General features: G+C 63.7%; 23 protein-coding genes and 1 tRNA gene. 4 read left to right on the top strand and 20 right to left on the bottom strand.

Features of this window, described 5'->3' with window-relative positions:
• Nucleotides 1-2: 2 nt before the first annotated feature.
• On the top strand, nucleotides 3-863 hold the full coding sequence (locus tag QKW60_RS17810) for a polyprenyl synthetase family protein (protein WP_282370674.1): 861 nt from the start codon (nucleotides 3-5) through the stop codon (nucleotides 861-863).
• A 121-nt stretch (nucleotides 864-984) separates the two neighbouring features.
• Here QKW60_RS17810 and QKW60_RS17815 read toward each other — a convergent pair whose 3' ends face one another.
• On the bottom strand, nucleotides 985-1,674 hold the full coding sequence (locus QKW60_RS17815) for a hypothetical protein (RefSeq protein WP_282370675.1): 690 nt from the start codon (nucleotides 1,672-1,674) through the stop codon (nucleotides 985-987).
• Between the two features lie 407 nt (nucleotides 1,675-2,081).
• Between QKW60_RS17815 and dxs the strand changes: the two genes are divergently transcribed.
• Nucleotides 2,082-3,998, top strand: coding sequence for a 1-deoxy-D-xylulose-5-phosphate synthase (gene dxs / locus QKW60_RS17820; protein ID WP_282370677.1), 1,917 nt, complete (start codon nucleotides 2,082-2,084; stop codon nucleotides 3,996-3,998).
• A gap of 6 nt (nucleotides 3,999-4,004) precedes the next feature.
• Here the strand turns inward: dxs and QKW60_RS17825 are convergent, their stop codons facing one another.
• Complete coding sequence (locus QKW60_RS17825) at nucleotides 4,005-4,808, bottom strand: ion transporter (protein WP_282370679.1); 804 nt, start codon at nucleotides 4,806-4,808, stop codon at nucleotides 4,005-4,007.
• 82 nt (nucleotides 4,809-4,890) lie between these two features.
• Here QKW60_RS17825 and QKW60_RS17830 point away from each other — a divergent pair, with 82 nt between their 5' ends.
• On the top strand, nucleotides 4,891-5,559 hold the full coding sequence (locus QKW60_RS17830) for an ankyrin repeat domain-containing protein (protein ID WP_282370682.1): 669 nt from the start codon (nucleotides 4,891-4,893) through the stop codon (nucleotides 5,557-5,559).
• 3 nt (nucleotides 5,560-5,562) lie between these two features.
• Here QKW60_RS17830 and QKW60_RS17835 read toward each other — a convergent pair whose 3' ends face one another.
• The 13 genes from QKW60_RS17835 to QKW60_RS17895 form a co-directional block, all read right to left on the bottom strand.
• Nucleotides 5,563-5,757 (bottom strand): hypothetical protein, encoded by a 195-nt coding sequence (locus QKW60_RS17835; RefSeq protein WP_282370684.1) that lies wholly within the window; start codon nucleotides 5,755-5,757, stop codon nucleotides 5,563-5,565.
• Between the two features lie 98 nt (nucleotides 5,758-5,855).
• A complete protein-coding gene (queG, locus tag QKW60_RS17840; RefSeq protein WP_282370686.1) occupies nucleotides 5,856-6,908 on the bottom strand; it encodes a tRNA epoxyqueuosine(34) reductase QueG in 1,053 nt (350 codons plus the stop codon).
• Between the two features lie 72 nt (nucleotides 6,909-6,980).
• Nucleotides 6,981-7,646, bottom strand: a complete 666-nt coding sequence (fzlA, locus tag QKW60_RS17845; protein WP_282370688.1) for an FtsZ-binding protein FzlA — start codon at nucleotides 7,644-7,646, stop codon at nucleotides 6,981-6,983.
• 56 nt (nucleotides 7,647-7,702) lie between these two features.
• Nucleotides 7,703-8,437, bottom strand: coding sequence for a monofunctional biosynthetic peptidoglycan transglycosylase (mtgA, locus tag QKW60_RS17850; protein ID WP_282370690.1), 735 nt, complete (start codon nucleotides 8,435-8,437; stop codon nucleotides 7,703-7,705).
• 40 nt (nucleotides 8,438-8,477) lie between these two features.
• On the bottom strand, nucleotides 8,478-9,395 hold the full coding sequence (locus QKW60_RS17855; protein ID WP_282370692.1) for a Hint domain-containing protein: 918 nt from the start codon (nucleotides 9,393-9,395) through the stop codon (nucleotides 8,478-8,480).
• 194 nt (nucleotides 9,396-9,589) lie between these two features.
• On the bottom strand, nucleotides 9,590-10,534 hold the full coding sequence (locus tag QKW60_RS17860; RefSeq protein WP_282370694.1) for a Hint domain-containing protein: 945 nt from the start codon (nucleotides 10,532-10,534) through the stop codon (nucleotides 9,590-9,592).
• 204 nt (nucleotides 10,535-10,738) lie between these two features.
• The gene (gltB, locus tag QKW60_RS17865) at nucleotides 10,739-15,277 is read right to left on the bottom strand and encodes a glutamate synthase large subunit (protein WP_282370696.1); all 4,539 of its coding nucleotides are present in this window, start codon (nucleotides 15,275-15,277) and stop codon (nucleotides 10,739-10,741) included.
• 78 nt (nucleotides 15,278-15,355) lie between these two features.
• Nucleotides 15,356-16,078 (bottom strand): hypothetical protein, encoded by a 723-nt coding sequence (locus QKW60_RS17870; RefSeq protein ID WP_282370698.1) that lies wholly within the window; start codon nucleotides 16,076-16,078, stop codon nucleotides 15,356-15,358.
• Nucleotides 16,079-16,082: 4 nt separating this feature from the next.
• A complete protein-coding gene (locus QKW60_RS17875) occupies nucleotides 16,083-16,511 on the bottom strand; it encodes a GFA family protein (RefSeq protein ID WP_282370700.1) in 429 nt (142 codons plus the stop codon).
• Nucleotides 16,508-17,224 carry a hypothetical protein gene (locus tag QKW60_RS17880; protein WP_282370702.1) on the bottom strand — a complete coding sequence of 239 codons (717 nt, stop codon included), beginning with the start codon at nucleotides 17,222-17,224 and terminating at the stop codon, nucleotides 16,508-16,510. Before QKW60_RS17880 ends, QKW60_RS17875 begins: the two co-directional genes overlap by 4 nt.
• A 128-nt stretch (nucleotides 17,225-17,352) precedes the next feature.
• The gene (locus QKW60_RS17885) at nucleotides 17,353-18,789 is read right to left on the bottom strand and encodes an NAD(P)-dependent oxidoreductase (protein ID WP_282370704.1); all 1,437 of its coding nucleotides are present in this window, start codon (nucleotides 18,787-18,789) and stop codon (nucleotides 17,353-17,355) included.
• A 162-nt stretch (nucleotides 18,790-18,951) separates the two neighbouring features.
• Nucleotides 18,952-19,755 carry an undecaprenyl-diphosphate phosphatase gene (locus tag QKW60_RS17890; protein WP_282370706.1) on the bottom strand — a complete coding sequence of 268 codons (804 nt, stop codon included), beginning with the start codon at nucleotides 19,753-19,755 and terminating at the stop codon, nucleotides 18,952-18,954.
• Nucleotides 19,756-19,806: 51 nt separating this feature from the next.
• Nucleotides 19,807-20,793: a complex I NDUFA9 subunit family protein gene (locus QKW60_RS17895; RefSeq protein WP_282370708.1), complete on the bottom strand. Its 987-nt coding sequence runs from the start codon at nucleotides 20,791-20,793 to the stop codon at nucleotides 19,807-19,809.
• A gap of 147 nt (nucleotides 20,794-20,940) precedes the next feature.
• On the opposite strand from QKW60_RS17895, the gene QKW60_RS17900 reads away from it, so the two are divergent.
• Nucleotides 20,941-21,025: transfer RNA gene (locus QKW60_RS17900), tRNA-Leu, on the top strand.
• Nucleotides 21,026-21,111: 86 nt separating this feature from the next.
• Here QKW60_RS17900 and QKW60_RS17905 read toward each other — a convergent pair.
• The 5 genes from QKW60_RS17905 to purH form a co-directional block, all read right to left on the bottom strand.
• The gene (locus QKW60_RS17905) at nucleotides 21,112-22,422 is read right to left on the bottom strand and encodes a M16 family metallopeptidase (RefSeq protein ID WP_282370709.1); all 1,311 of its coding nucleotides are present in this window, start codon (nucleotides 22,420-22,422) and stop codon (nucleotides 21,112-21,114) included.
• On the bottom strand, nucleotides 22,419-23,759 hold the full coding sequence (locus QKW60_RS17910) for a M16 family metallopeptidase (RefSeq protein ID WP_282370710.1): 1,341 nt from the start codon (nucleotides 23,757-23,759) through the stop codon (nucleotides 22,419-22,421). The genes QKW60_RS17905 and QKW60_RS17910 overlap by 4 nt, the downstream gene beginning before the upstream one ends.
• Before the next feature lie 75 nt (nucleotides 23,760-23,834).
• Nucleotides 23,835-24,395 (bottom strand): DUF3035 domain-containing protein, encoded by a 561-nt coding sequence (locus tag QKW60_RS17915; RefSeq protein WP_282370712.1) that lies wholly within the window; start codon nucleotides 24,393-24,395, stop codon nucleotides 23,835-23,837.
• Nucleotides 24,396-24,447: 52 nt separating this feature from the next.
• On the bottom strand, nucleotides 24,448-24,918 hold the full coding sequence (gene lspA / locus QKW60_RS17920; protein WP_282370713.1) for a signal peptidase II: 471 nt from the start codon (nucleotides 24,916-24,918) through the stop codon (nucleotides 24,448-24,450).
• Between the two features lie 8 nt (nucleotides 24,919-24,926).
• Nucleotides 24,927-26,528, bottom strand: coding sequence for a bifunctional phosphoribosylaminoimidazolecarboxamide formyltransferase/IMP cyclohydrolase (gene purH, locus QKW60_RS17925; RefSeq protein WP_282370715.1), 1,602 nt, complete (start codon nucleotides 26,526-26,528; stop codon nucleotides 24,927-24,929).
• Nucleotides 26,529-26,535: the final 7 nt, after the last annotated feature.

Consider the following 26,535-nt stretch of genomic DNA (forward strand, 5'->3'; position numbering starts at 1 on the left):
CCATGTTCCAGGAGCGCCTGAAACGGGTGCAGGTGAAGGTGCAGGAAGCGCTCGACGATGCGCTGGCCTTTCACCCCGACCTGCCGGTGATCCATGCGATGCGCTATGCATTGCAGGGCGGCAAACGTCTGCGCGCCTTTCTTGTTCTGGAAAGCGCCCGTATTCACGGCATTCATGAGGGCGAGGCGATGGCTGCCGCTGCTGCCGTCGAGGCACTGCACGCCTATTCGCTGGTCCATGACGACCTGCCCTGCATGGACAATGACGACCTGCGCCGGGGCCAGCCGACGGTCCATGTGAAATGGGATCAGGCGACGGCGGTGCTGGCGGGCGATGCGTTGCAGACGCTGGCCTTTGAGCTTTGCTGCGATCCCTCGCTTGGTGCGCGGCGCATCGACCTTGTCACTGCGCTTTCGAAGGCAACCGGTGCTGAAGGCATGGTGTTGGGCCAGGCGCTCGACATCGCCGCCGAGACGGCGGCCGAACCGCTGACACTTGAAGAAATCACCCGGTTGCAGGCAGGCAAGACCGGCGCGCTTTTCACCTTTGCCGCGACGGCGGGGGCGATCCTCGCCGGGGCCGACACGAAGCCGCTGGAGGACTATGCCCGCGCCCTCGGCCTCGCCTTCCAGATCGCCGACGATATCCTCGATGTCGAAGGCGACCCTGCGAAAGCGGGCAAAAAGCTCGGGAAAGACGCCGCGGCAGGCAAGGCGACCTTCGTCTCGCTCCTCGGTCTTAAAGGCGCCAAAACCCGTGCACGCGAACTGGTGTCCGAGGCCGAGGCGGCCCTTGCGCCCTACGGAATGAAGGCCGACCTGCTGAAAGAGGCCGCGCGGTTCGTCATCGCCCGCGACGCCTGAGGCCTCAGGCGCTTCGGCTGCCCGAGGCAGCGGCTTTGTCGCGACCATATAAAAAAGGGCGACACAGGCGCAGACGCTCCTGCAACCTGTGTCGTTTAAGATTGCGCGTTCCGAACCGGACTCAGATTGCGGTCGCGGCTTGTTCCAGCGCCGATACCAGGCCCTGGACGATCGCCGGATCAAACGCGACCGGCGCCTTGGCATTGGGATCGGGCAGCGACAGAACGACATCGTCGAATGCCAGCGCCACACCCTGAGCCGCCTTTTTCGAGGCCGGATCGCCCGTCATGATCAGCTCATCCAGCTGATTGCGGGCAACCATCAAAAGGCCCCAGCACTCCTGGAAGGACACCACATCAGTCGTGCCGGACGGATCGAGCATCTCACCCGCTTCGGCCGCAGTGTTTTTCACGGCAGCAAGGAAATCCTGCCCCGTGGGCTGCAACATCACCTTGGCCTGCTGAACCGCAGACAGCACATCGATATAGGCCGCATTGACCGCCTCGCGGCCGCTTGCCCCTTCCAGAGCGATCAGCAACGGCTCAAGATCAGCCACACCGGCATTCGCCAGACCGTCCTTGATCAACGGGAAATTGTCCCGCCGCGGATGGGTGAAATGCGACCCTTCCGTGCTTGTAAGCCCGTCCTGAAGGAAAAGTTGACCCAGCATCATGTCGCGCTCAATCCCGATCAGACCGGCGAGCAGATCAACGGTCTCGTCGCTGACTGCGATGGGCTGGACGATCCCGGCTCCGCCTGCGTCAGCATTGGAAGGCACAACCACACCGCCGGCAAATGTGCCGCTCGACATCGAAAGGCTCGTGGCAAGGCTAAACAACAGTACTGGCAAGCAACGCTGCCCCGGGCAGCGAACACGGGAGACAGGAGTATAATTCGTCATCTTTCAATCCCGTTCTGGGAAGCGGCATCTGCCACGCCGCAGGCAACCGATGATCCCGCGCCTCATACGGGAAAACCCCTGCGCCTATTTACCGACCATCGGATTGAGGTCGGATCGCAAATGATTGTGTCCTGAATTCGATTGGCTATGGGCAAGATTTGGATGCCTCATAGTGGAACGCGCTGCACTCCGCGCAATCCTGACGACGCATTCCCGCAATCCGAGCCGGCCTCTTCCCGGCCCCGATTTGTCCGCGCCCGATTGTCCCCGGCCGTGTTTGCGACTAAACCAACCAAAATGTGCCTTAGGACCCGTCCGTGACTGACAGACCGATTACACCGCTACTGGACCGCGTGAAGGTTCCGGCCGATCTCAAGGGCCTGTCGGATCGCGAGTTGCGTCAGGTTGCCGATGAGCTTAGGGCCGAGACGATCAGCGCTGTCTCGGTGACCGGCGGGCATCTCGGCGCGGGGCTCGGCGTGGTGGAACTCACCGTAGCACTTCACGCCATCTTCGATACGCCGCGCGACAAAATCATCTGGGACGTGGGGCATCAGTGCTATCCGCACAAGATCCTGACCGGGCGGCGCGACCGCATTCGCACGTTGCGGATGAAGGACGGGCTGTCGGGCTTCACCAAACGCTCGGAAAGCCCGTACGACCCGTTCGGCGCGGCCCACAGTTCCACTTCCATCTCCGCCGCCCTCGGCTTTGCCGCCGCCCGCGATCTTGGCGGCGAGGCGGGCGATGCGGTCGCCGTCATCGGCGATGGCGCGATGAGCGCGGGCATGGCCTATGAGGCGCTGAACAATGCGGGCCATCTGAAAAAGCGGCTCTTCGTCATCCTCAACGATAACGAGATGTCGATCGCCCCGCCCGTGGGCGCGATGTCGGCCTATCTCTCGCGGCTTTATGCAGGCGCGCCCTATCAGGAATTCAAGGCCGCCGCGAAAGGCGCGATCAGCCTTCTGCCCGAGCCCTTCCAGGAAGGCGCGCGGCGAGCGAAAGAGATGCTGAAAGGCATGACCGTCGGCGGCACGATGTTCGAAGAGCTTGGCTTTTCCTATGTCGGTCCGATCGACGGCCATGACATGGAGCAGCTTCTGACCGTCCTGCGCACGGTCCATGACCGCGCCACCGGACCGATGCTGATCCATGTGCTGACCAAGAAGGGCAAGGGCTATGCGCCCGCCGAACGCGCCGCCGACAAGGGCCACGCAACGGCCAAGTTCGACGTGGTGACGGGCGAGCAGAAAAAGGCGCCCTCGAACGCGCCCTCCTATACCAAGGTCTTCGCCCAGTCGCTGATCCACGAGGCGGAAAAGGACGACAAGATCGTCGCCATCACCGCCGCGATGCCCGACGGCACCGGGCTGAACCTTTTTGCCGAGCGTTTCCCGAAGCGCTGCTTTGATGTCGGCATCGCCGAACAACATGCCGTGACCTTCTCGGCCGGGCTCGCGGCGGCGGGGCTGAAACCCTTCTGCGCGCTCTATTCGACCTTCCTTCAGCGCGGCTACGATCAGGTCGTCCATGACGTGGCGATCCAGCGCCTGCCAGTACGTTTTGCCATTGACCGCGCGGGGCTTGTGGGGGCGGACGGCGCCACCCATGCCGGGGCCTTCGACATCGCCTACCTTGCGAACCTGCCTGACATGGTGCTGATGGCCGCCGCCGATGAAGCGGAACTGGTGCATATGGTCGCCACCGCCGCCGCCATCGACGACCGCCCCTCCGCCTTCCGCTTTCCGCGCGGCGAAGGCGTGGGCGTGGACATGCCCGAACGGGGCACGCCGCTGGAGATCGGCAAGGGCCGCATCGTCGCCGAGGGCGGCCGCGTCGCGATCCTCTCCTTCGGCACAAGGCTGGCCGAGGTGCTGAAAGCCCGTGAAGCCCTCGCCCAGCGCGGGCTCGCCCCCACTGTCGCCGATGCCCGCTTCGCCAAACCGCTGGACCGCGATCTGATCCTGCGGTTGGCCGCGGAACACGAGGCACTGATCACCATCGAAGAAGGCGCCATCGGTGGCTTCGGCTCCCATGTCTCACAGCTTCTGGCCGAGGAAGGCGTCTTTGACCGCGGCCTGAAATACCGGTCAATGGTCCTGCCCGACACCTTCATCGACCAGGCATCACCCGAGGACATGTACGCCACAGCCGGTATGGATGCCGCCCATATCGAGGCCAAGGTGCTCGACGTGCTTGGCGTCGCATCGGTTGCAAGCAAACGCGCCTGAGCGCGGTCAGCCGACCCTGTCCATCCGCTCCCCGCTATTCTGCGCCTGATCGAGTTTCGCCTCGATCTGCGCCAACCGTACCAGAACCTCATCCCGATAGCTGTCGGTCCGGGCGATTTCCTCTTCGTCATGCGCCTCCTGCATCGAATTGACGATAAGGCCGACGACAAGGTTCATAACCGCGAAGGTCGTGACCAGAATGAAGGGCACGAAGAAGGTCCAGGCCATCGGATAGACATCCATGACCGGTCGCACGATGCCCATCGACCAGCTTTCCAGGGTCATGATCTGGAACAGCGAATAGCCCGACCGGCCGAGTGTGCCGAACCAGTCGGGAAAACTTGCCCCAAAGAGCTTCGTCGCCATGACGGAAGCCGCGTAGAAAACGATCCCCATCAGCAGGAAGACGGACCCCATGCCCGGCAGGGCGGAGATGAACCCCTCCACCACCCGCCGCAGCCGTGGCGTGACGGAAATGACTCTCAGCACCCGCAGGATGCGCAGCACCCGCAAGACCGCGAATCCCTGCCCCGCCGGAACCAGCGCCACCGCCACGATCGCAAAGTCAAAAATGTTCCAGCCGTCACGGAAGAAGGACAGACGTCGGGCATAGAGCTTCGCCGCCAGTTCCGCCACGAAGACCGCAAGGCAGAGACTGTCCAGAAGGACAAGCAGCGGCCCAGCCGCCGCCATCGCCGTCGCCGATGTCTCAAGCCCGAGGATGGCCGCGTTGAACAGGATCACACCGATGATCCCATACCGCACCGCCGGCCGTTCGAGAAAAACGGAAACTCTTTCGCGTAATGACATTCTGGCGCCCTTCGTCCTGTTCCGCTTTCATATGGAAACAGGGGTCGCCCCCGGCAAGGCCATCCGGATCAAGGAGAACATCATGCTGCGCCTCATTCTCTCACTCTGCCTGATCGCCGCGCCCGCTTTCGCCCAGACGGTGCCTGATGCGGCCGAAATCGCCGCCTTTCCGCCGCTGCACCGCGCCGTTCATGTCGGCGATACCGAGACGATCCGCCGCCTCATTGCCGAAGGCGCCGATGTGAATGCCCGTGACCGCCGCCGCCGCACCCCGGCTCACATCGCCGCCTTCGCCTCGCAGGAAGCAGCACTCACTGCTCTGGCCGAGGCAGGCGCCAACCTCAATGCTCTCGATGGCGAAGCCTATGACCTCGTCACCATCGCCGCGGTCGCCGATGATCCGGAGTTCATGTCGCATGCCATCGACCTTGGCAACGATCCCGGCCTGATGACCAGCCGCTGGGATGGAACCGCGCTGATTGCAGCCGCCCATCTCGGCCATGCCGAGGTCGTGCGCCGCCTGATCGCCGCAGGCGCGCCGCTTGATCACATCAACAATCTGGGCTGGACCGCGCTGATCGAGGCGGTCGTTCTCGGCGACGGCGGCGCAAACCATCAGGAGGTCGTCCGCGCGCTCATCGCGGCGGGCGCGGATGCGTCCATCGCCGACCGCGATGGTGCCACACCGCTCATGCTCGCCGAAGCAAGGGGCTATTCCGAAATCGCCCGGCTGATCCGCGCCGGGCGCTGAGGGTCAGGCGGTCTGGCCGCGCTCAATGCGAAGATACTCGCGCAGTTTCGCAGAGTCGTTGCGCGTCACGGGGCGCTCATGCAGGGCCTTCGCGGCCGGGTGAGCACCATCTTCGCCATGGGTCTTCTCGACCTCGACGAAGTTCTTCAGACGGCCACCTTCGGGCGATTTACGACGGTCGACAATATGCCGGCTCATGAGATCCTCCTTCCGGTCTCCCGCACCACAGGGGCGGGAACACCTTCAAGATGGGGCCGAATCGGCGCAATTTCCACCCTTTATTGCGTTCGGCCGAATCAACCTTTGCGCGCTTCCGTCAACCGCGCCACGGCCCAGATCGCGGCATCGGCCACCGCCGGATCGGGATCGGCGACAAGACGCGCAGCATGTTGCCTGAGCTGCGGCAGACCGGAATTTCCGATTGCATAGAGCACGTTACGAACAAACCGGTCGCGGCCGATCCGCTTGATCGGACTGCCGGAAAACCGCGCCCGGAACCCCGCATCGTCCAATCCCGCCAGCTCCGCCAGATCCGGCGCGCCAACCCGCGCCGCATAACCCGCATCGCTTGCCTGAACCGCGAACTTGTTCCACGGACAGACCGCCAGACAATCGTCGCAGCCATAGATGCGGTTGCCCATCAGCCCCCGCAATTCCTCGTCGACCGGCCCCTTATGTTCGATCGTCAGGTAGGAAATGCAGCGCCGCGCATCGAGCTGATAGGGCGCGGGGAATGCCCTTGTCGGGCAGACATCCAGGCACGCCCGGCACGACCCGCAATGATCAACCTCGGGCGGATCCTTCGGCAGGTCGAGCGTGGTGAAGATCGCGCCCAGAAAGAACCAGCTCCCGAGTTCGCGCCCCACCAGATTGGTATGCTTGCCCTGCCAGCCGAGCCCCGCCGCCTGTCCAAGCGGCTTTTCCATCACCGGCGCGGTATCGACGAACACCTTGATCTCCGCCGCCACACCCTCTTTCGCCGCCGCCTCGATCAGCCAGCGCCCGACCCGCTTCAGCCGCTTCTTGACCAGATCGTGGTAATCGCGGCCCTGCGCGTAGCACGACACGGCGGCCAGACCGGGTTCCGCCAGCACCGCCAGCGGATCACCCTCCGGCGTATAGGCCTCGGCCAGCATGATCACCGTCCGCGCCTCGGGCCAGAGTGCGGCCGGATCGCCGCGCCAGCCCATCCGCTCCGCCATCCAACCCATCTGCCCGTGTCGCCCCCCTGCGACGAAATCCGCCAGCCGACCCGCCGCTTCCGGGATCGCATCCGGCGCACAGAGACCCACCGCAGAAAACCCCTCTGCCAGCGCCCGCTCGACCAAACCCACTTTCAGATCGGACATGGAAACAGACCTTCCCACTTTCTGTCCGGAAATACTCCGGGGGTCCGGGGGCAGCGCCCCCGGCTTTGGCGGTCAGAAATCCAGATCGGCATAATGCGCGGGCGGCGGGAAACCCGGCACCTGATCGGCGAGGATCGAGCGGAACGAAGGCCGAGACTTGATCTTCGCGTACCAGTCCTTGACGTTCTGGCTCCGGTTCCAGTCCACGTCCGAGATGTAGTCAAGACTCGACAGATGCGCGGCGGCGGCGAAATCGGCCAGCGTCATCTCGTTCCCCGCCAGCCAGCGGCGCTGATCCAGAAGCCAGTGCATGTAATCGAGGTGATACTTGATCCTCGTCGCGCCGGACTTCACGTTCTTCGAATCCGGATAGCCCTGCTTCATCACCTTCTTGTTCACGCGCTCATAGACGAGCTTCGAGGTCACCTCGTCATGGAACTTGTCGTCAAACCAGGAACACAGGCGGCGCACCTCATAGCGGCCATCGGCATCCTTCGGTAGCAATCGCGGCTCAGGGATCGTGTCCTCGAGATATTCGCAGATCGCCTGGCTTTCCGACATCGTCTTGCCATTCAGCTTGATCACCGGGATCTTCGCCGCCGGGTTGCGGCGCAGAAACTCCGGGTCCTGCTCCCAATAGCGTTCCTCGACCAGTTCAACCTCGACCTTCTTTTCGGCCAGCGTCAGGCGGACCTTGCGACAGAAGGGCGACAGGGGAACGTGATAGAGACGGGTCATGGGGTAAAGCTCGCGCCGGGAACTGTCGACCGTGATAGCGGTGGCGGCCCCCCGGTTCAATCCTCGAAGCAATCGGCCCGCCCGTCGGCGCGGATCGTCGCCGCCCCGTCGGCGATGGATCTGGCACGTTTCCTGAGGAAACCCGAGGGCCGCGCCGGGTTACGGCCCTTCGGGTCGGGCAGGGCAGCGGCGATCAGCGCGGCCTGTGTTGCGCTCAGATCCTTCGCCGATATACCGAAATAGCGCTGCGCGGCGGCCTCGGCCCCAAAGGCGCCCTTCCCGGTCTCGGCCACGTTCAGATAGACCTCGACGATGCGCCGTTTGGACCAGACAAGCTCAACGACCGGCGTCATCACCGCCTCCATCGCCTTCCGCGGCCAGCTTCGCCCCTGCCAGAGGAACACGTTCTTGACCACCTGCTGGCTGAGCGTCGACGCCCCCCGCCCCGCACCTTCGTCCAGCGCCGCGCGGATCGCCTTCATGTCGAACCCCCAGTGCAGGCAGAAATTCGCATCCTCCGCCGCCACGACCGACCGCGCCAGATGCGGCGACATATCCTCAAGCGCCGCCCAGTCGCGGTCGATCCCGCCCTGCCGCCAGCTTTCGGCGATCATGTAGGGCGTCAGGACCGGCGGGATGACGGTGAAGAGGACTACGAGCACAAGAAAGGCCGCGACCACGCCCAAAACCGCCCGGCGCGCCAGCCGCAGGGCATCCCTCAGCGTCCAGCCGGAGCGTTTCGCGGCAGGCTTCTTTTTCGATTTCGACGCTTTTTTTCTGCTCGTGGCCATTGGCCGAGATGAACCACGCCCCGCCCCTCCGGGTCAAGCCTCAGGCTGCGATCAGAAGCGCCTCACGTCGGCTGACCACGCGCCGCGCCGCCGGAACCGGCGGGCCGTCCAGCCGGTCGATGAGGTCGGGAAAGACCGTGGCGATCTCGGCTTGTAGGGCACGGTCCCCTGCGATCATCCAGCTTGACGGATAAAGGCTCTCGCTCGGCGCGCCTTCGGCGAAAACGATTTCGTGCCGGTCGAAAAGCAGATGCAGATAGGTGACCCGCCTCCGGGGTCGATAGTCAATTCCCTCCAGCCCGACCAGATGCTTGGCCGCCACCAGAACTTCTTCCTCGGCGAAATGCAGTTCCGCCTCCCAGCCCGTGATCAGCATCCGGTGCTCGGGCGAGACCAGAAGATCGCGCTCATTGCCAAGCGCGCCCGCCGCGATCGCGACCGGGGAAAAATCGCCCAATCCTTCCACTTCGTTCTGTCCGACCCAGCGCAGTTCCTGCGGCCCGTGATCCATCGTTTCGACCATGTCGCCCACGTTAAGGGTTTCTACCGGGACAGCGCCGCCAGGAACCCGGATCAACGTGCCAGGCGTAAAACAGGGCGGGCCGAGATCGCCGACCAGCAACGGGCCCTGAACCGTGACCCATGTCGATGAGACAAAGGTCCCGTCCTGCAGGACCTGTCCGTCGGTCGGCGTGAATATCCTGCTTCCATCCTGCATGTAGAAGGTGGTGCCGGTATAGGTGACGTTCCCGACACCCGGTACGTTGATCGTAACCGTATCACCGGGATAGGAACGCAGGATATCCACGCCATCGACGCTGTCCCCGTTGAAACGGTCCAGGTCGCCGTCATCGTTCGCATCCGTCAGCGTCATTTGGGTGAAAGACACTGCGGTACCGGCCGGTGGCGGGTTGGCCGGATCGAACGAATAGAACTGGTCGGTGTAGTTCGTGGGCATGGCCCTTCTTAGCTCGAATTCAGGAGTGCATTGTGAACGTATCCGGTATGACCCGTTAATGCGCCGTTAATGTGGCCGGGATCGGACAGTTTTGGCCGCCAAAACGCACCGGAGCGGGCGCTCGGCGTCGCCCGCACAACCATAAGGCGTTCATGTCCGTGAATTCGGCCAGCCCAAGGATCAGTCCCGAAGTTTCAGGCCACCAGAAGCCGCGCCTCGCGCGCCTTGGCCACCGGACGTGCCGTGCGAAACCCTCGCCGCGCTGCAGCCGTCGCAAGCTCGGGGAAGATCGCCAGGATCTCTTCCCTGAGCGCCCGGTCGCTCTCCAGGATCACATCGCCGGGATGGAAGCTTTCACTGGCCGCACCCTCGGCGAAAACAATCTCGTGCCGGTCGAACATCAGGTGCAGGTAATCGACCTCGGCCACCGGCACAAGGTCGATGCCGGGTGTGTCGACGAGATGCACGGCCGCGGCCAGCACTTCGCCCTCGCCGGTGACAAGTTCAGCCAGCCAGCCACTGACCAGCATCCGGTGCTGCGGCGAGACAAGCAGCGCGCGGCGGTTGCCAAGCACCCCTTCCGCGATCCGCACCGGCGCGAAGCGGTCCATGCCGCCGACCCGCCGCCGCCCTGCCCAGCGCACTGGCTGCGCCCCGTGATCCATGGTCGTCACAAGATCGCCGACACCGATCTCCTCGATCTTCCTGGGTCCGTCAGGCGTCGCGATCAGTGTGCCTGGCGTGAAGCAGGGCGGCACGGGCCAGGGTGCCGGCGGGCTCACGACAAGGTCGCTGATCTTCAGCGTGGTATTACCGTTCTGAAGGTTCGGCGTGTCGTCGCCATCGGCATTCATGTCGATGGCATAGGTCAGAAACGTGCCGTCACCGAGGTCGACGCGAATGAACCCCGCGAGCTGCAAGGGATCGCCACGTACGTTTCCGAACCCGAGAAACTCGTAGGTCAGCTGCGTCACGCCACCGTCAAGCGAGACAAACTCGCCGGGCTGCGGCGTGCCGAACATGCCATCGACATCGGTAAAGGTCAGCGAGGTCCAGGCATTGGTGACGATATTGACGTTTCCGCCCGACTGGAGCGGATCGCCATTCACATCCTGCGCCGTCAAAGTGAATGTGGCCACCCTTCCCACCGTTCAGAACATGACCGTCGCTACGATGAGGATAAGCGTACAGGGCGCTCAACGGAATATCCGGAAGGAAAGACATGAAAGTGTTGCCAAAGCCCCACTTTCGGGTGGCACAGCGATACCCGTTTCCGGGTCAGCCGTGGAGGAAAACAAAGGGCCGGGCTGTCCGCCCGGCCCCGATTTTTGTGGCGATTTGACCTATTCCGCCGGAACCGCTTCGGCATCCGTGCTCAGCCGATGGGCGATATGCGGCAGCATCTCCTTCGGGCACACTTGAATGAAATTCGCCCGTTCACTGGCCCAATGCTGCAGGATGCCCGCCGCCTTCCGGCTGCCCGTCTCGGCGGCGTGCCGCTCGATCAGGCCCCTCAGTTCAGTCTCCCAATGCGGATGGGTGACGGCGCAGGTGACGAGCGTTTCAAGGTTCATCATCTCCTCGGCTGTGCCGTCCGGGTCATAGACATAGGCCATACCCCCGGTCATACCCGCGCCAAAGTTTGCACCGATCCGGCCAAGAATGACGGCGATCCCGCCCGTCATGTATTCGCAGCCGTTCGACCCGCAACCCTCGATCACCACCTTCGCGCCGGAGTTCCGCACGGCGAAACGCTCACCCGCGCGACCCGCAGCGAAGAGATGTCCATCGGTCGCGCCGTAAAGCACGGTATTGCCGATGATCGTGTTCTCGGACGCCTCCAGCGGCGACACCATCGGCGGGCGCACGACGATCAGTCCGCCCGACAGGCCCTTGCCGACATAGTCATTGGCATCGCCCGACACTTCCAGCTTGATCCCGGGTGCTGCAAAGGCGCCCAGCGATTGCCCCGCGCTGCCCGTCAGCTTGACCGTCAGGTGATCGGGTTGCAGCGCGTTGCGCATCCCGAAATTCTTCACGATCAGCGACGAGGCCCGCGTGCCGATGGTCCGGTGCGTGTTCCGCACGGCGTAGGAAAGCTGCATCTTCTCGCCTTCCTCGAAGAACCGCGCGCCATCGCGGATGATCTCCGCATCCAGCGTATCGGGCACCATATTGCGCGGTTTCGAGCGGTCGTAGACGATCTTGTCCGCGCCATCGACGGTGATCAGCAGCGGGTTGAGGTCAAGGTCATCCAGATGCGCCGACCCCCGGCTGACCTGGCTGAGCAGATCGGCCCGCCCGATCACCTCGTCTAGGGACCGCGCGCCGATCTGGGCGAGGATTTCCCGCACCTCCTGCGCGTAGAAGGTGATGAGGTTCACCACCTTGTCGGCCGAGCCGGTGAACTTCTTGCGCAACTCCTCGTTCTGGGTGCAGACGCCCACGGGGCAGGTGTTGGACTGGCACTGGCGCACCATGATGCAGCCCATCGCGATCAGGGCGGCGGTGCCGATGCCGTATTCCTCGGCCCCCATCATCGCCGCGATGACGATATCGCGGCCCGTGCGCAGACCGCCATCGGTCCTCAGCGTGATCCGCTCGCGCAGCTTATTCATCGCCAGAACCTGATGCGCCTCGGTCAGACCCATCTCCCACGGCAGGCCCGCATATTTGATCGACGTCGCCGGAGACGCGCCCGTGCCGCCATTGTGACCCGAAATCAGGATCACATCGGCCTTGGCCTTGGCCACCCCGGCGGCAATCGTGCCGACGCCCGAGGACGCCACCAGCTTCACCGTCACCTTGGCGCGCGGGTTGATTTGCTTCAGGTCATAGATCAGCTGCGCCAGATCCTCGATCGAATAGATATCGTGGTGCGGCGGCGGGCTGATCAGCGTTACGCCCGGCGTCGAATGGCGCAGGCGGGCGATCAGCTTCGTCACTTTCATGCCGGGCAACTGTCCGCCCTCGCCGGGCTTAGCCCCCTGCGCGACCTTGATTTCCAGTTCCTCGCAGGCATTGAGATACTCCGCCGTCACGCCGAACCGGCCCGAGGCGACCTGCTTGATCTTGGCCGACGGGTTGTCGCCATTCGGTTCGGGGACGAAATGCGCCGGGTCCTCGCCACCCTCGCCGCTGTCCGACTTCGCGCCGATCCGGTTCATCGCCACGTTCAGCGTCTTGTGCGCCTCGGGGCTCAGCGCGCCCAGCGACATGCCGGGCGTCACGAACCGCTTGCGGATCGAGGTGATGCTTTCCACCTCCTCAATGGCGACCGGACGGCCCAAAGGCTTGATGTCCAGAAGGTCGCGCAGATGGATCGGCGGATTGGCCCGCATCGTCGCCGAATACTGCTTCCAGAGGTCATAGGACGCCCGGTCGCAGGCCGATTGCAGAAGATGCATCGTCTGCGCTTCCCAGGCATGTTTCTCACCCGACCGGCGCGCCTTGTAGAAGCCGCCGATGGGCAGAACATCGGTGCCGCCCAGCCAGCCCTTGGCATGGACCTCTTCCATCTTGTGCTGGATACCGCTCGTGCCGATGCCCGAGATGCGGCTGTGCATGCCGGGGAAGTATTCGGCAACCATCGCGCGGGACAGGCCCACGGCCTCGAAGTTGAGGCCCCCGCGATAGGAGGAAATCACCGAAATCCCCATCTTCGACATGATCTTCAGAAGACCAGCGTCAATCGCATCGCGGTAGCGCCGCATCGCGTCGATCAGCGAGCCTTCGATCAGCCCACGCCGGATGCGGTCGGCAATCGTGTCCTGCGCGAGATAGGCGTTGACCGTGGTCGCCCCGCAGCCGATCAGCACCGCGAAATAATGCGGATCGATGCATTCGGCCGACCGCACGTTGATCGAGCAGAAGGTGCGCAGCCCCTTGCGCGTCAGCCAGCTATGCACGGCCGAAGTCGCAAGGATCATCGGCATCGCCACCTTGCCTTCGCCCTGATGCTGGTCGGTCAGTACGATGTGGCCCGCCCCCGAGCGCACCGCATCCTCGGCCTCGGCCCGGATGCGTTCCAGCCCCTGCCGCAGCACGTCCTGTTCGTGACCTGCCGGGAAGGTACAGTCGATCACCGCGACGTTGTCGCCGAACTGGCGCACCATCTCGTCGAATTCCGCGTTCGCGATGAACGGGCTTTCCAGCACGAGGATCTCGGTCTGGCTCGAATCCTCGTCCAGCACGTTCTTGAGGTTGCCGAACCGGGTCTTGAGGCTCATCACCCGCGCCTCGCGAAGCGAGTCGATGGGCGGGTTCGTGACCTGGCTGAAATTCTGGCGGAAGAAATGCGACAGCGGCCGGTATTGCTTGGACAGAACCGCGGCAGGCGTGTCGTCACCCATCGAGGCGATCATTTCCTTGCCGTCCTCCGCCATCGGCGCCAGAACCTGCTCGATCTCTTCCAGCGAATATCCCGCCGCGATCTGTCGCTTGCGCAGGTCGGCCCCTTCGAAGACGTGCTTTTCCGGCACGTCATGCATCATGGCGTTCAGATCGACGACCTTGTTGATCCAGTCGCCGAAGGGCTGCGACCCCGCCAGCCGGTCCTTGATCGCCCGGTCGTGGTAAAGCTTGCCCTCTTCCATATCGACCGCGATCATCTGACCGGGGCCCAGCGCGCCCTTTTCGCGCACCATCATTTCATCGACCGGCACCATGCCCGCTTCGGATCCGGCAATCAGCAACCCGTCGCCCGTCAGCACATAGCGCATCGGGCGCAGCCCGTTGCGGTCCAGCCCGCCGCAGACCCAGCGGCCATCGGTCATCGCCAAGGCGGCCGGCCCGTCCCAGGGCTCCATCACCGCGTTGCAATAGGAATACATGTCGACCCAGGGCTTCGGCAGTTCGATGGTGGATTTCGACCAGGCCTCGGGCACCAGCATCGTCTTGGCCATCGGGGCCGAGCGACCCGCCCGCACCAGAACCTCAAAGACCGCATCCAGCGCCCCGGAATCCGAGCTGCCGCCGGGAATGATCGGCTTGATATCTTCGGCCATCTCGCCAAAGGCGGCAGAGGCCATGCGGATCTCATGGCTCTTCATCCAGTTGACGTTGCCCTTCAGCGTGTTGATCTCGCCGTTATGGGCCAGCATGCGGAAGGGCTGGGCGAGCGCCCATTGCGGGAAGGTGTTCGTCGAATAGCGCTGGTGATAGATCGCGAATGCGCTCTCGAACCGCTCATCCATCAGGTCGGGATAGAAATCCGCCACCTGCTCGGCCAGCATCATGCCCTTGTAGATGATCGACCGGCAGGACAGCGAACAGAGGTAAAGCCCGCCGATCTGCGCCGCCAGCGCGGCCTTCTCGATCCGGCGGCGGATGATGTAGAGCTCGCGCTCGAACTGCTCGCGGTCGATGTCCTTTTCGCAGCGGATCAGGATCTGCTCGATCTCGGGCCGCGTCGCATTGGCCTTCTCGCCCAGAACCTCGGTGTTCACCGGCACATGGCGCCAGCCATAGATGTAATGGCCCATGCGCAGGACTTCGGTCTCGACAATGGTCCGGCAGCGTTCCTGCGCCCCGAAATCGGTGCGCGGCAAGAAGATCTGGCCAACCGCGATCAGCTTGCCAAAATCCGGCTCATGCCCGGTGCGGCGCACCTGATCATAGAAGAACTTGACCGGAATCTGCACATGGATGCCCGCGCCATCGCCGGTCTTGCCATCGGCATCGACGGCGCCCCGGTGCCAGACGGCCTTCAAGGCATCAATGCCGTTTTCCACAACCTTGCGGCTGGCCTTGCCGTTGATCGAGACGACAAGCCCCACGCCGCAGGACGAATGCTCATCCTCCGCGCGATAGAGCGAGTTTTCGTCCATCCACTGACGCTTGGCTTCCTCGGCCTGAACCCAGCCTGCATCATAGTTTGTCATGGCATTGTCCTTTCCGTTCAGACCTGATCCGCACCGCAGCGCGAGATCGAGAGGGGGGCGGTGCGTGACCGCGAATGGCTATTGGTTTTGGTCACCGGAACCTCCGGGCAAAAGCGTTGCGTCCGACGGGACGAGAGTGACAAAGAACGAAGCCCGCAGCGAGAGGTCCCGCTCTTGCGGGCCCCCACGGAGATCCGTCACCGTGACACGCGCGGCCGTCACTTCGAGGTGGCCGCCCCGGCGCTCTTCGCGCCCTGTTGCGCGGCTGGGCCTGACCCATCCACTCAGGCGTAGCTTGAGGGCATCGTCAGAAACGGCCTGTTGTCCACCTGTTTCAAACCGAAGCGTGGCGCCCGAGCCCTTCACCGACCAGGTGCCACTCAACTGGTCGATTCCGTACATCCCGTAGCAACCCAAGAGATCAAAGGTCACCACGTATTCAAACTGTTGTTCTGACGGGCTTTTCCTCCCGATCTGAGGGATCGGCGCGCCCAGCGCGGATTCACCCGTATCGGGGATCACCGTTTCCTCTACCGATCCACCCTTGTTCACCCGTATCTTTTTTGTATTCGCGCCCTTGAAATTTCTGGCGATCCAGTTGGCATCCTCCAGGAACCGCAGCCCGTCCGCCCGCATCGCGATGCCGATGGTTTCGCCCGGTACGCATGCAGGATTATCGACCCCCAGCCAATATGAGACAGGCGGCTCCTCGTTCATGGCTGCTGCTGCGGAACCGATATTGCTCGCTGTGGCTAAGCCAAGCGCCAGTCGGGCCCCGAATGTCATGTTCTTCACCGCCAACCGCCTATTCTTTCGCTACATCCACCCCGATCGAGGCGAGAAATTCCTGTTCCGTCATCCGCTGATGCTCGCCCGCAAAGGCAAAGCCGCCGGGCTTGCAGTCGACATAGATTTCTTTGGTCAGCGCAAAGCCCGTATCCTCAAAGAGCCCCGCCGACACCGCATGGAAATCCACCTTCGGATCGGTCAGCCGGTACCAGAGCGGCGAGCCACAGGTGCCGCAGCTTGCCCGCTCCGCCCAGTCCGACGACTTGAACGACCGCACCGGCCCCTCCGCCTTCAGCGTGCCGGGCGCGGCGTCGATCTCAAGGAACGCGCTGCCGGTCCAGCGGCGGCACATCGAACAATGGCAGGCATGGATCTCGGGCTTGGCGGGCACCATCGCGACCGTCACCGCGCCGCACATGCAACGGCCCTTCAACTGCCCGGTCATGGCCTGATCCCTTCCTCGGGAAGGACGGCCTCGGTCATCTGCATAGTGCAGTCGTATTGCGGGTCGGCGGACAGAAAGCCCTTCTCGCCTGGCAATGCGAAAACCACCGGCGTGCTGACCGACTCGCTGCTTTCACCGGCGGTATTCTCGAACGTCTCCCGGTCGGCGAAGAAGATGCGCCAGTCGCGGTGGATCAACTGCTGGCCCTTGCGGGTCCACAGCACCTCGCCCGAGGCATTCCGCGCGGTCAGGTCGAACTTGGTCCGCTCCAGCGTGACCCCGTCGATCACCACCTTCTCGCCCGTCAGCCGGTCATGGCCGGAATAGCGCACCACGTTGCCGGAATTGCTTTCGGTGGTGAAATCGTAATCGTCACGGCCCGTCGTGATCAGCGTGGTAAAGGAGGCCGGATCGACCTCGGACATAAGCCGGTCGGTCTCGCCGCTGAAAAGATCATAGCTTTCCATCCAGCGCGTCTCGGCATCGATGCGGCTGGAATAATAGGGCCCCTCGCCATCGAGATAGGTCGCCCACTGATCGCCGGGCGCGTCATGTTCGCAGCGGTAGTGCTGCGAGACCTGACATTCGCGCATCTGCACCGTCGCATAGACTTCGCAGCCTGCCGGTGCAGCGAACTTGCCGCCGGCATGCGCGGGCAGTGTGAAGATGAGCGCCAGAGTGCCAAGGCCGAGGATTCCGCCGGGATGTGCCACGTTCAGACTTCCTTCATTCTCCGGGTCAAGCCCCCTGACCCATTCATAGTACTTGCCACGCCGTTACCGCACCGGTTGCCATACATTTTGCCGACAGGTTGCCGACGCAACGCCGACCGCTTCCCGGCTCACTCCGCTGCCACAGCCTGGACCTCGTTCAGATAGCCCAGCACGCTGTCCGCCGCCTCACGCCCGTCGCGGATCGCCCAGACGACAAGGCTTGCGCCCCGCACGATGTCGCCCACCGCATAGACGCCCGGCAGGCTCGTTGCATGGGTGCCGAAATTGGCCTTGATCGTGCCCCAGCGGGTCACTTCCAGCCCCTCGGTGCCCCAAAGCGCGGGCAGGTCCTCGGGCTCGAAACCCAAGGCCTTGATCACCAGATCGGCGTCCTCGACATAATCCGCGCCTTCGATCACCTCTGGCGCCTGACGGCCCGTCGCATCGGGCGCGCCAAGGCGCATGCGTTCGACCAGAACGCCCTCGACCGCATCGCCCGCCATGAAACCCTTGGGCGCGGTCAGCCAGACGAACTCGACGCCCTCTTCCTCGGCATTCGCGACCTCGCGCTGCGATCCCGGCATATTGGCCCGGTCGCGGCGATAAAGGCATTTGACCGATTGCGCGCCCTGCCGGATCGCGGTGCGGACACAGTCCATCGCGGTATCGCCGCCGCCGATGACGACGACGCGCTTGCCCTTCGCATCGAGTTCGCCTGAGTCAAACTCCGGCACATCGTCGCCGAACGACTTGCGGTTCGAGGCGGTCAGGTAGTCGATGGCCCGAACGATCCCCTGCGCCCCGGCATTCGGCCCGCCCAGATCGCGGCTTTTATAGACGCCCGTGGCGATGATCACCGCGTCATGCTTGCCCCGGATCGCATCAAAGGCGATATCCTCGCCGACATTGCAGTTCATCTGGAACTGCACGCCGCCCTGCTCCAGCTGGGCGATGCGTTGCATCACCACATCCTTTTCCAGCTTGAAGCCGGGGATGCCATAGGTCAGCAGGCCCCCCGCCCGGTCGTAACGGTCATAGACCGTGACCTGCACGCCCTGACGGCGCAGCACATCGGCGGCGGCAAGGCCGCCCGGCCCCGCGCCGATGATGGCGACGCTTTCGGCCCGCTCCTCACGCGGTTTTACCGGTTTGACCCAGCCCATATCCCAGGCGGTATCGGTGATGTATTTCTCGATCGCGCCGATGGTGACGGTGCCATGGCCCGATTGTTCGATCACGCAATTGCCTTCACACAGCCGGTCCTGCGGGCAGATGCGGCCGCAGATTTCGGGGAAGGTATTGGTGGCCTGGCTGATCTCATAGGCCTCCTGCAACCGGCCCTCGGCGGTCAGGCGCAGCCAGTCGGGGATGTTGTTGTGCAGGGGGCAATGCGACTGGCAATAGGGCACACCGCACTGGCTGCACCGGCCCGCCTGTTCCGCCGCCTTGGCGTCGGCGTACTCGCGGTAAATCTCGTGGAAATCCTGCGCGCGCACATTGGCGTCGCGCTTGTCCGGCATCGCCTTCGGAACGGTCACGAATTGCAGCATACGATTCTGGGCCATGACGGGTCCTTTCCGGCGGAAATCAGCAGGGTGCGCATTGCTACTCCCGCACCGCGTGGAATAAAAGTCAGTTGTAATGACCTAAATCAAGGATTTTTTGACCGCAGGGTAGTTATGACAGCATTTTTGACCGTAATTAGGTCAGTATATGATACCTATCTGTCAGTACCCCATGCTCAGAGCCGCCAGAACCACCGATCCAACGATGATTCGCCACCAGCCAAAGAGCGCGTAGCCGTGGCGACTGACATAGCCGAGCAGCCAGCGGACAACGAGAATGGCCGCGACGAAGGCGGCGGCAAAACCGATGGCAATTTCGCCCATGGCACTCATGTCGAGAACATCGCGGTTCTTGTAGAGATCATAGGCAAAGGCCCCCGCCATGGTCGGCATCGACAGGAAGAAGGAAAACTCGGCAGCCGATCTTTTGTCCGCCCCGAAGGCCAAAGCCCCGACAATGGTGGCACCCGACCGCGACACGCCGGGGATCATCGCCAGACACTGGATCACCCCGATCCCCAAGGCCATCAACAGCGGAAAACGTTCGGCATCGTGATGGCGGGGCGTCAGCGGCAGCCGGTCGACGACCAGCAGCACAATGCCGCCGAGGATCAGCATGGTGGCGATCAGGCGCGGGCTTTCGAAAAGCACTTCCTTGATCACGTCATGGGCCAGAACACCCACGATCACCGCAGGGAAAAAGGCCAGCAGAATGGACCCCGCAAAGCGCCGCGCATGGGGGTCGGTGGGCAAACCCGCCACCGTCCTGCCGATCTTCGCCGCATAGACCCCCAGCACCGCCAGAACCGCGCCAAGCTGGATCACCACCTCAAAGGTCTTGCCCGCACTTTCAAAGCCGATGAAATGCCCGGCCAGCAGGATATGCCCGGTGGAGGAAACGGGAATGAACTCGGTCAGCCCCTCAAGAATCCCGAGGAACAGGGCACTCAGCGTAGGGTCACTCATGGCGGGGCTTTCTTATGCTGCGAAGGCCATCAAAGCCCCTCATGGGCGGGATCAGTCGCTGTGCCGCAGGTTCCGGGCCGAGGCCTTGATCGCGTCGTACTGACCCGAGGGACGGAACCGCCAGAGATAATCCGGCAGCACCGCGTCGATCGGCGTGGGCTCGATCCCCAGATCGGCAAGTCCCTTGGCGCCCTTGGCCACGACATTGTCGACGCGCAGCGACTTGACCTGATCGCGGGTCAGGATCTTGTTGGTAATCAGGCCACCAGTGACCAGCGACCCGAAATCCAGAAGCGCGGCGATGATCCGCGCCTTCCAGAACGGCATGTTCAAGATCAGCCGGCGGCGGTTGATGACCGTCAGCATCTCCTCCATCAGATCGCGGAAGCTCGCGACATCCGGCCCGCCAAGCTCATAGGTGCCCGAAGCCTGACCAAGGACGCCTTTCACGGCAGCCGCGGCCACGTCGTCGACATAGACCGGCTGGAACTTCGTTGCAGCACCCACAACCGGCAGGACCGGCCCGAAACGGCTCATCCCGGCGAAGCGGTTGAAGAACCCGTCTTCGGGCCCGAAAATCACCGAAGGCCGCAGGATCAACGCGCCGGGGAAGACTGCCGTGACCGCCGCCTCGCCCTCGGCCTTGGTGCGGGAATAGTCGCAGTCGCTCTGCGCATCGGCACCGATGGCCGAGATATGCACCATGGTCGCCACGCCGGTCTTGGCGGCGATCCGGGCGATCCGGCCCGCGCCTTCGACCTGCACGGCGTCAAAATTGTTGCGCCCGCTCTTGTCGAAGGTGCCAACGCAGTTCACCACCGCATCAGCCCCCGCCATCGCGGCGGCAACGGACGCGTCGTCACGGATATTGCAGAAGACCGGCTCAACCTGACCGACGGCGCCATAGGGCTTGACGAACAGGGCCTCGTTCGGACGGCGGCAGGCCACGCGGACGCGCCAGCCCTCTTTCGCCATGCGCCGGGCGATGTAGCGCCCGACAAATCCCGAACCGCCGTAAATCGTGACCAGCTTGGACATTTCAGGGCCTCCGGCAATCTCTCGCTTTGGCCCCTGATTAGCGCCTGCGCCCCCGGCAAACAAGGCGCGAATGATCGCAGCGCGGATTTGACGAAGACCCCGTTGACAGTCCCCCGCGCCCTCTGTACATCGCGCCCCACGACACCTGCCCAGGTGGCGGAATTGGTAGACGCGCACGGTTCAGGTCCGTGTGCCGCAAGGCGTGGAGGTTCGAGTCCTCTCCTGGGCACCAGTCGCTTCCAGCGACATAGCAGTGAAACGGCCGCGCGGGTTTATCCTTGGCGGCCGCTGTCTTTTTCGGGGTCCCGACTGTTCGGATCAGTTCGACGCTTCGAGGCCCACGGGCCGCCCAACGACCACGAACCGCAGGTCCTCGGGCTTCAAAAGCCGGGCCGCCACACGGCGGATATCGTCCAGCGTCACCGCCTCGATATAGGCGTTACGGTCGTTGACATAGCTCGTTGGCAATTCCTCGATCTGCATGCCGACGAGGATGTCGGCAATCGGGCCATTGCCATCGAAGCGAAGGGGATATGAGCCGGTCAGATAGGTCTTCGCGGCCTCCAATTCAGCCTCGGTGACGCCATCTGCCACCATCCGCGCCCATTCGGCACGCACCACCTCAATCGCCTCGGCGACCTTTTCATTGGCCGAGGAAAAGCCGCCCTGCCAGGTCTCGGCCAGGTCCATTGGGGCAAGATAAGTGTAGATGCCATAGGTCAGCCCGCGCTTTTCGCGCACCTCGTCCATCAGGCGCGACCCGAAGCCCCCCGCTCCCAGAATCTGGTTCAGGACATAGGCGGTGAAAAAGTCCGGATCGTCGCGCTTGATCCCGGCATGGCCGAAGGTGACGACCGATTGCGGCGAGGCAAAGTCGATCACCGTGACGCCGCCGGTCAGGCCCAGTTCCGTCCGGGGCGGCATCGGCGCGCCGGTTTCCGGCAATCCGCCCAGAAGATCGTCCAGCAGCGCGCCGAGTTCCGCCTCGGTGATGTCACCGACGGCCGAGACATAGACCCGGTCACGCGCCAGAACCCCGGCGTGAGCGGCAATCAGGTCGTCGCGGGTCAGCGCCGTCATGCTGTCAATCGTGCCGTTGCGGGACGTGCCATAGGGATGATCGCCAAAGGCCAGCCCGTCAAAGCTGCGCGCGGCGATGGTATTGGGGTCCTTCTCATCCGACTGGATGATGGAGACGACCTGCGCCTTGACCCGCGCAACCGCGTCATCGTCGAAACGCGGCTCGGTCAGCGCCGATTTCAGCAATGCCACCGCCTCGCCCCGGTTTTCGCTCAGCATCCGGGCCGATATCGAAACCGCGTCATCACGGGCGTCAAAGCTGAATTGCGCCGCCAGCGCATCGCGCGCTTCTGCGAAGCCCTGGCTGTCGAGATCGCCGGCCCCTTCCTCCAGAAGCCCCATCATCAGGATCGTCGCACCACGTTTGCCGGGCTGATCGAGACTGGTGCCGCCCTTGAAGCGCAATTCCAGCGCGGTGAAGGGAATGGAATGCTCCTCCACCAGCCAGGCCTTGATCCCGCCGGGCGAGGTCACTTCGCGTATCTCGACGGCACTTGCGGGCAGTGCGGCGGCAAGGGCCAGACAGGCGGCGAACAGAACCCGGATCATTGCATCACCTCTTCCTCGCCGGCCCGCATGGTCCAGCCGGTCACCGCGCGGCGGCGGTCGAAAATCTCGGTCGCGGCGGCAATAACGTCCGCCTCGGTCACCGCATCCAGAACATCGGGCCAGGCCTGCACATCGGCGACCGTGAGCCCGGTCGTCAGCGCCTCGCCATAACGGCGCGCAAGGCCGCCGACATCGTCCTGGGCATAGATCATCGCGGCGTGGATGCGGGTCTTGACCCGGGCAAAGGCTGCGGGATCGACACCGGTTTCAAGAAACTCCGCCAGAACCTCGTCCATCGCCTTTTCGGCCTCATCAAGGCTGACGCCCTCGGCAGGCACGACGACAAGGTTGAAGGTCGTATCGTCATAGGAAGTGCCGTCATAATGCGCCGAGGTATAGATGGCGAGCTTGCGGTCGAATTGCAGTTTCCGCGCAAGGACCGAGGTCTGGCCATCGCCGCCCAGAAGATCGGCGAGGATCGTCAGGGCCGCGGCCTTGGTCTGGTCGCCCGGATCGCGTTCGGGGGCAAGGTAGCTGCGCGTCACATAGGGCTGCGACACGCGCGGGTCGGAATAGGTCAGGCGCCGTTCAGCCAGTTGCGGCGGTTCCTGAGGGCGCTTCCGCACCGCGATACCCTCGCTTGGCTCCAGCGGCCCGTAATAGGTTTCCGCCAATTGCCGCACCTGTTCCGGGGTCACATCGCCCGCCACGACCAGGATCGCGTTATTTGGCGCGTAATAGCGCTGATACCAGTCCAGAGCGTCCTGCCGGGTCAGTTGCTCCATCTCCTGCCGCCAGCCGATGATGGGCGTGCCGTAGGGATGGTTGAGATACTGCGCCGCGCGGCGCTGTTCGCCAAAGATCGCACCCGGATCGCTGTCGGTGCGCTGGTTGCGTTCCTCGATGATCACTTCCCGCTCGGTCTGCCAGTCATCCTCGGTCAGTTTGAGGTTGCGCATCCGGTCGGCTTCCATCCGCATCACCAGTTCCAGACGGTCGGCGGCGATGCGCTGGAAATAGCCCGTGTAATCCCACGAGGTGAAGGCGTTGTCGGACCCGCCATTGTCCTCGACGGTTCTTGAAAACTCACCCGGGGCGAGCGTGTCGGTGCCCTTGAACATCAGGTGTTCAAGGTAATGCGCGATGCCCGAGACACCCGGTTTTTCATCCGCCGCCCCGGCGCGGTACCAGACCATCTGCACGACGACCGGCGCGCGGTGATCCTCGATCACGACGACCTCCAGATCATTGGGCAGGGTGAAGGTCGTCACCTCCTCGGCCAAGGCGGGAAGGGCGGTCAGCGCGGCGAGTATTGCCGGGCACAGGATGTGAAACATGTCTAACTCCCTCGGTCCAACTGCAGAGGTAACCGAGCAAGCGTCGGCGTCAAGGCCGGTGACGGAGAGGTGATGTCAGTTGTCTTCCAGCGTCTCTTCCGGCGGCGCGCCGACAGTGCGGACGCCAATCCGCCGCCAGCGTTCCAGTTCGGCATACTGGTCAAGCGACATCGGCGCATAGGCGCGGAAGTAGACATTGACGTTGAAGGCGCGTTCCAGCAGCCGTCCGTCGTTCTTGCGGCGGTATTCGAGGTCTTCGGCGGCCAGAACCTGACGGATATCCGAAGATGCGCCGAAACGGGAGGCGTAGGACACAAGCCCGCCATTGCCCGACGAGATGCCGGTCTGGGCAAGTGCCGCCGGATTGCCGCCAAGGGCCGCGACCGCGTCGGCCTCGGGCGTCGGGTCGGTGATGTTGCTGCCACCGGGCGTCGGCTCCGGCAGGCTCGCCAGATCCTCGGGCAGTTGCAGCGGCTTTGTGGGCAGGACGGTGAATTCGTCCGGCGCCCGGCTGGCCGAACGGATATTGAGCAGCTTGGGGTCCTTCTTCTCAGCCCCGAAGAGGCCGCCACAGGCCGACACTGCCAGAACCGCGCCCAACATCGCGATGCTGCGCATGCCAAGTCTTGCCGCCATCGGTCTCTCCCTCACCTGCCTTGCCTTCGTTTAGCGCATGTCTTCGCGCGCGTCACGGGGTCTTCTCCCGCCCCGTGAACAGCACAAGACCGATTGCCCCGGCAAAGATCGCGATATCAGCCACGTTGAAGGAATATGGGTTGTGTATCCCTGGCACCGACATGTTCAGGAAATCTGCCACCGCACCATAGGCGATCCGGTCAACGACATTCCCGAGCGCGCCACCGATCAGAAGACCCGCCGCGACCTTGATCACAGGCCGGTGCGGTTCGCGCCGGACCCAGAACCAGACCCAGACTGATATGGCGATGGCCATCAGGATGAGGCCCCAGCGCGTGATCTCGTTCGAATTCGACAAAAGGCCGAAATTGATCCCCTGATTCCAGGCCATACGCAGGGTGAACCAGCCGGGCAGAACGGTGATTTCGTTGCGCGACCAGAGGTCGAGCACGTGGACCACGAATAACTTCGATACCTGATCGAGGATCAGTGTCGCCGCCATCACATAGATCACGAGCCGCATCTGCGCCCTCAGTGCCGGAAATGCCGCTGGCCCGTGAAGACCATGGCAAGCCCCGCGTCATCCGCCGCCGCGATAACCTCGTCATCGCGCATCGAACCGCCGGGCTGGATCACGGCGGTCGCGCCCGCCTCGGCCGCGGTCAAAAGGCCGTCGGGGAAGGGGAAGAAGGCGTCGGAGGCAACGACAGACCCCTTCACCGTCGGTTCGGCAAGGCCCAAAGCCTCGGCCATGTCGGCAGATTTGCGTGCGGCGATGCGGGTCGAATCCACCCGGCTCATCTGTCCGGCACCGATCCCCATCGTCGCCCCGCCCTTCACATAGACAATGGCGTTTGACTTGACATGTTTGGCGACTTTCCAGGCGAAGAGAAGGTCGGCAAGCTCCGCCTCGCTCGGCGCGCGTTTTGTTACGACCTTCAGATCATTCTCGGTGATCACCCCGTTGTCGCGGTCCTGCACAAGGAACCCGCCCGCGACCTGCCGATAGGCGAGGCCCGGAGATGTCGGATCGGGCAGGCCATCGGTCGTGAGCAGGCGCAGGTTCTTCTTGGCCGCAAATACCGTCTTCGCCGCATCATCGGCACCCGGCGCGATCACGACCTCGGTGAAGATCTGGCAGATTTCTTCCGCCGTCGCGGCATCCAGAACCCGGTTCAAAGCGACGATACCGCCGAAGGCCGAGGTGCGGTCGCAGTCATAGGCGGCTTTGTAGGCCTCCAGCAGCGTCGCGCCACGCGCCACGCCGCAGGGGTTCGCGTGCTTGATGATCGCGCAGGCCGGACCCTCGTCCGGGTCGAATTCGGCCACCAGTTCAAAGGCCGCGTCGGTGTCGTTGATATTGTTGTAGCTCAGTTCCTTGCCCTGATGCTGGACGGCGGTCGAGACGCCCGGGCGGACCGAGCCATCGGTGTAGAAGGCCGCGGACTGATGCGGGTTTTCACCGTAGCGCAGGGTCTGGGCCAAAGTCCCGGCAAAGGCACGGCGGCGGGGGGCGGCATCGCCGATGGCGCCCGCCAGCCAGTTGGATACCGCCGCGTCATAAGCGGCGGTGCGGGCGTAGGCCCGCTGGGCCAGCTTGCGGCGGAACTTGGGGCAGGTTTTGTTGCCGTGCTGGTCCATGTCGCCCAGCACCTTGGCATAATCCTCGGGGTCCACCACCACGACCACGTGGGCGTGGTTCTTGGCCGCCGCGCGGATCATGGCCGGGCCGCCGATATCAATGTTTTCGACGCAGGTGTCATAGTCGGCACCCTTCGCGACGGTCGCCTCGAACGGGTAGAGATTGACGACCAGCAGGTCGATCGGTTCGATCCCGTGTTGCTCCATCGCGACCAGATGGCCCGCATTGTCCCTGAGTGCCAGGAGCCCACCATGCACCTTCGGGTGCAGCGTCTTCACCCGACCGTCCATCATCTCCGGGAAACCCGTCACATCTGCAACATCGCGGACGGACAGGCCTGCCTCGCGCAGCATCGCTGATGTCCCGCCGGTAGACAGAAGCTCCACCCCCCTCTCGGCCAGCCCCTTTGCGAAGTCCAGAAGCCCGGTCTTGTCGGAAACAGAGATCAGGGCACGGGCGATCGGGGCCAGTCCGGCGGTATTCTCGGTCAAGGGCAGC

The sequence above is a fragment of the Albidovulum aestuarii genome (assembly GCF_029961185.1).
In the GTDB taxonomy this organism is placed as follows: Bacteria; Pseudomonadota; Alphaproteobacteria; order Rhodobacterales; family Rhodobacteraceae; genus Albidovulum; species Albidovulum aestuarii.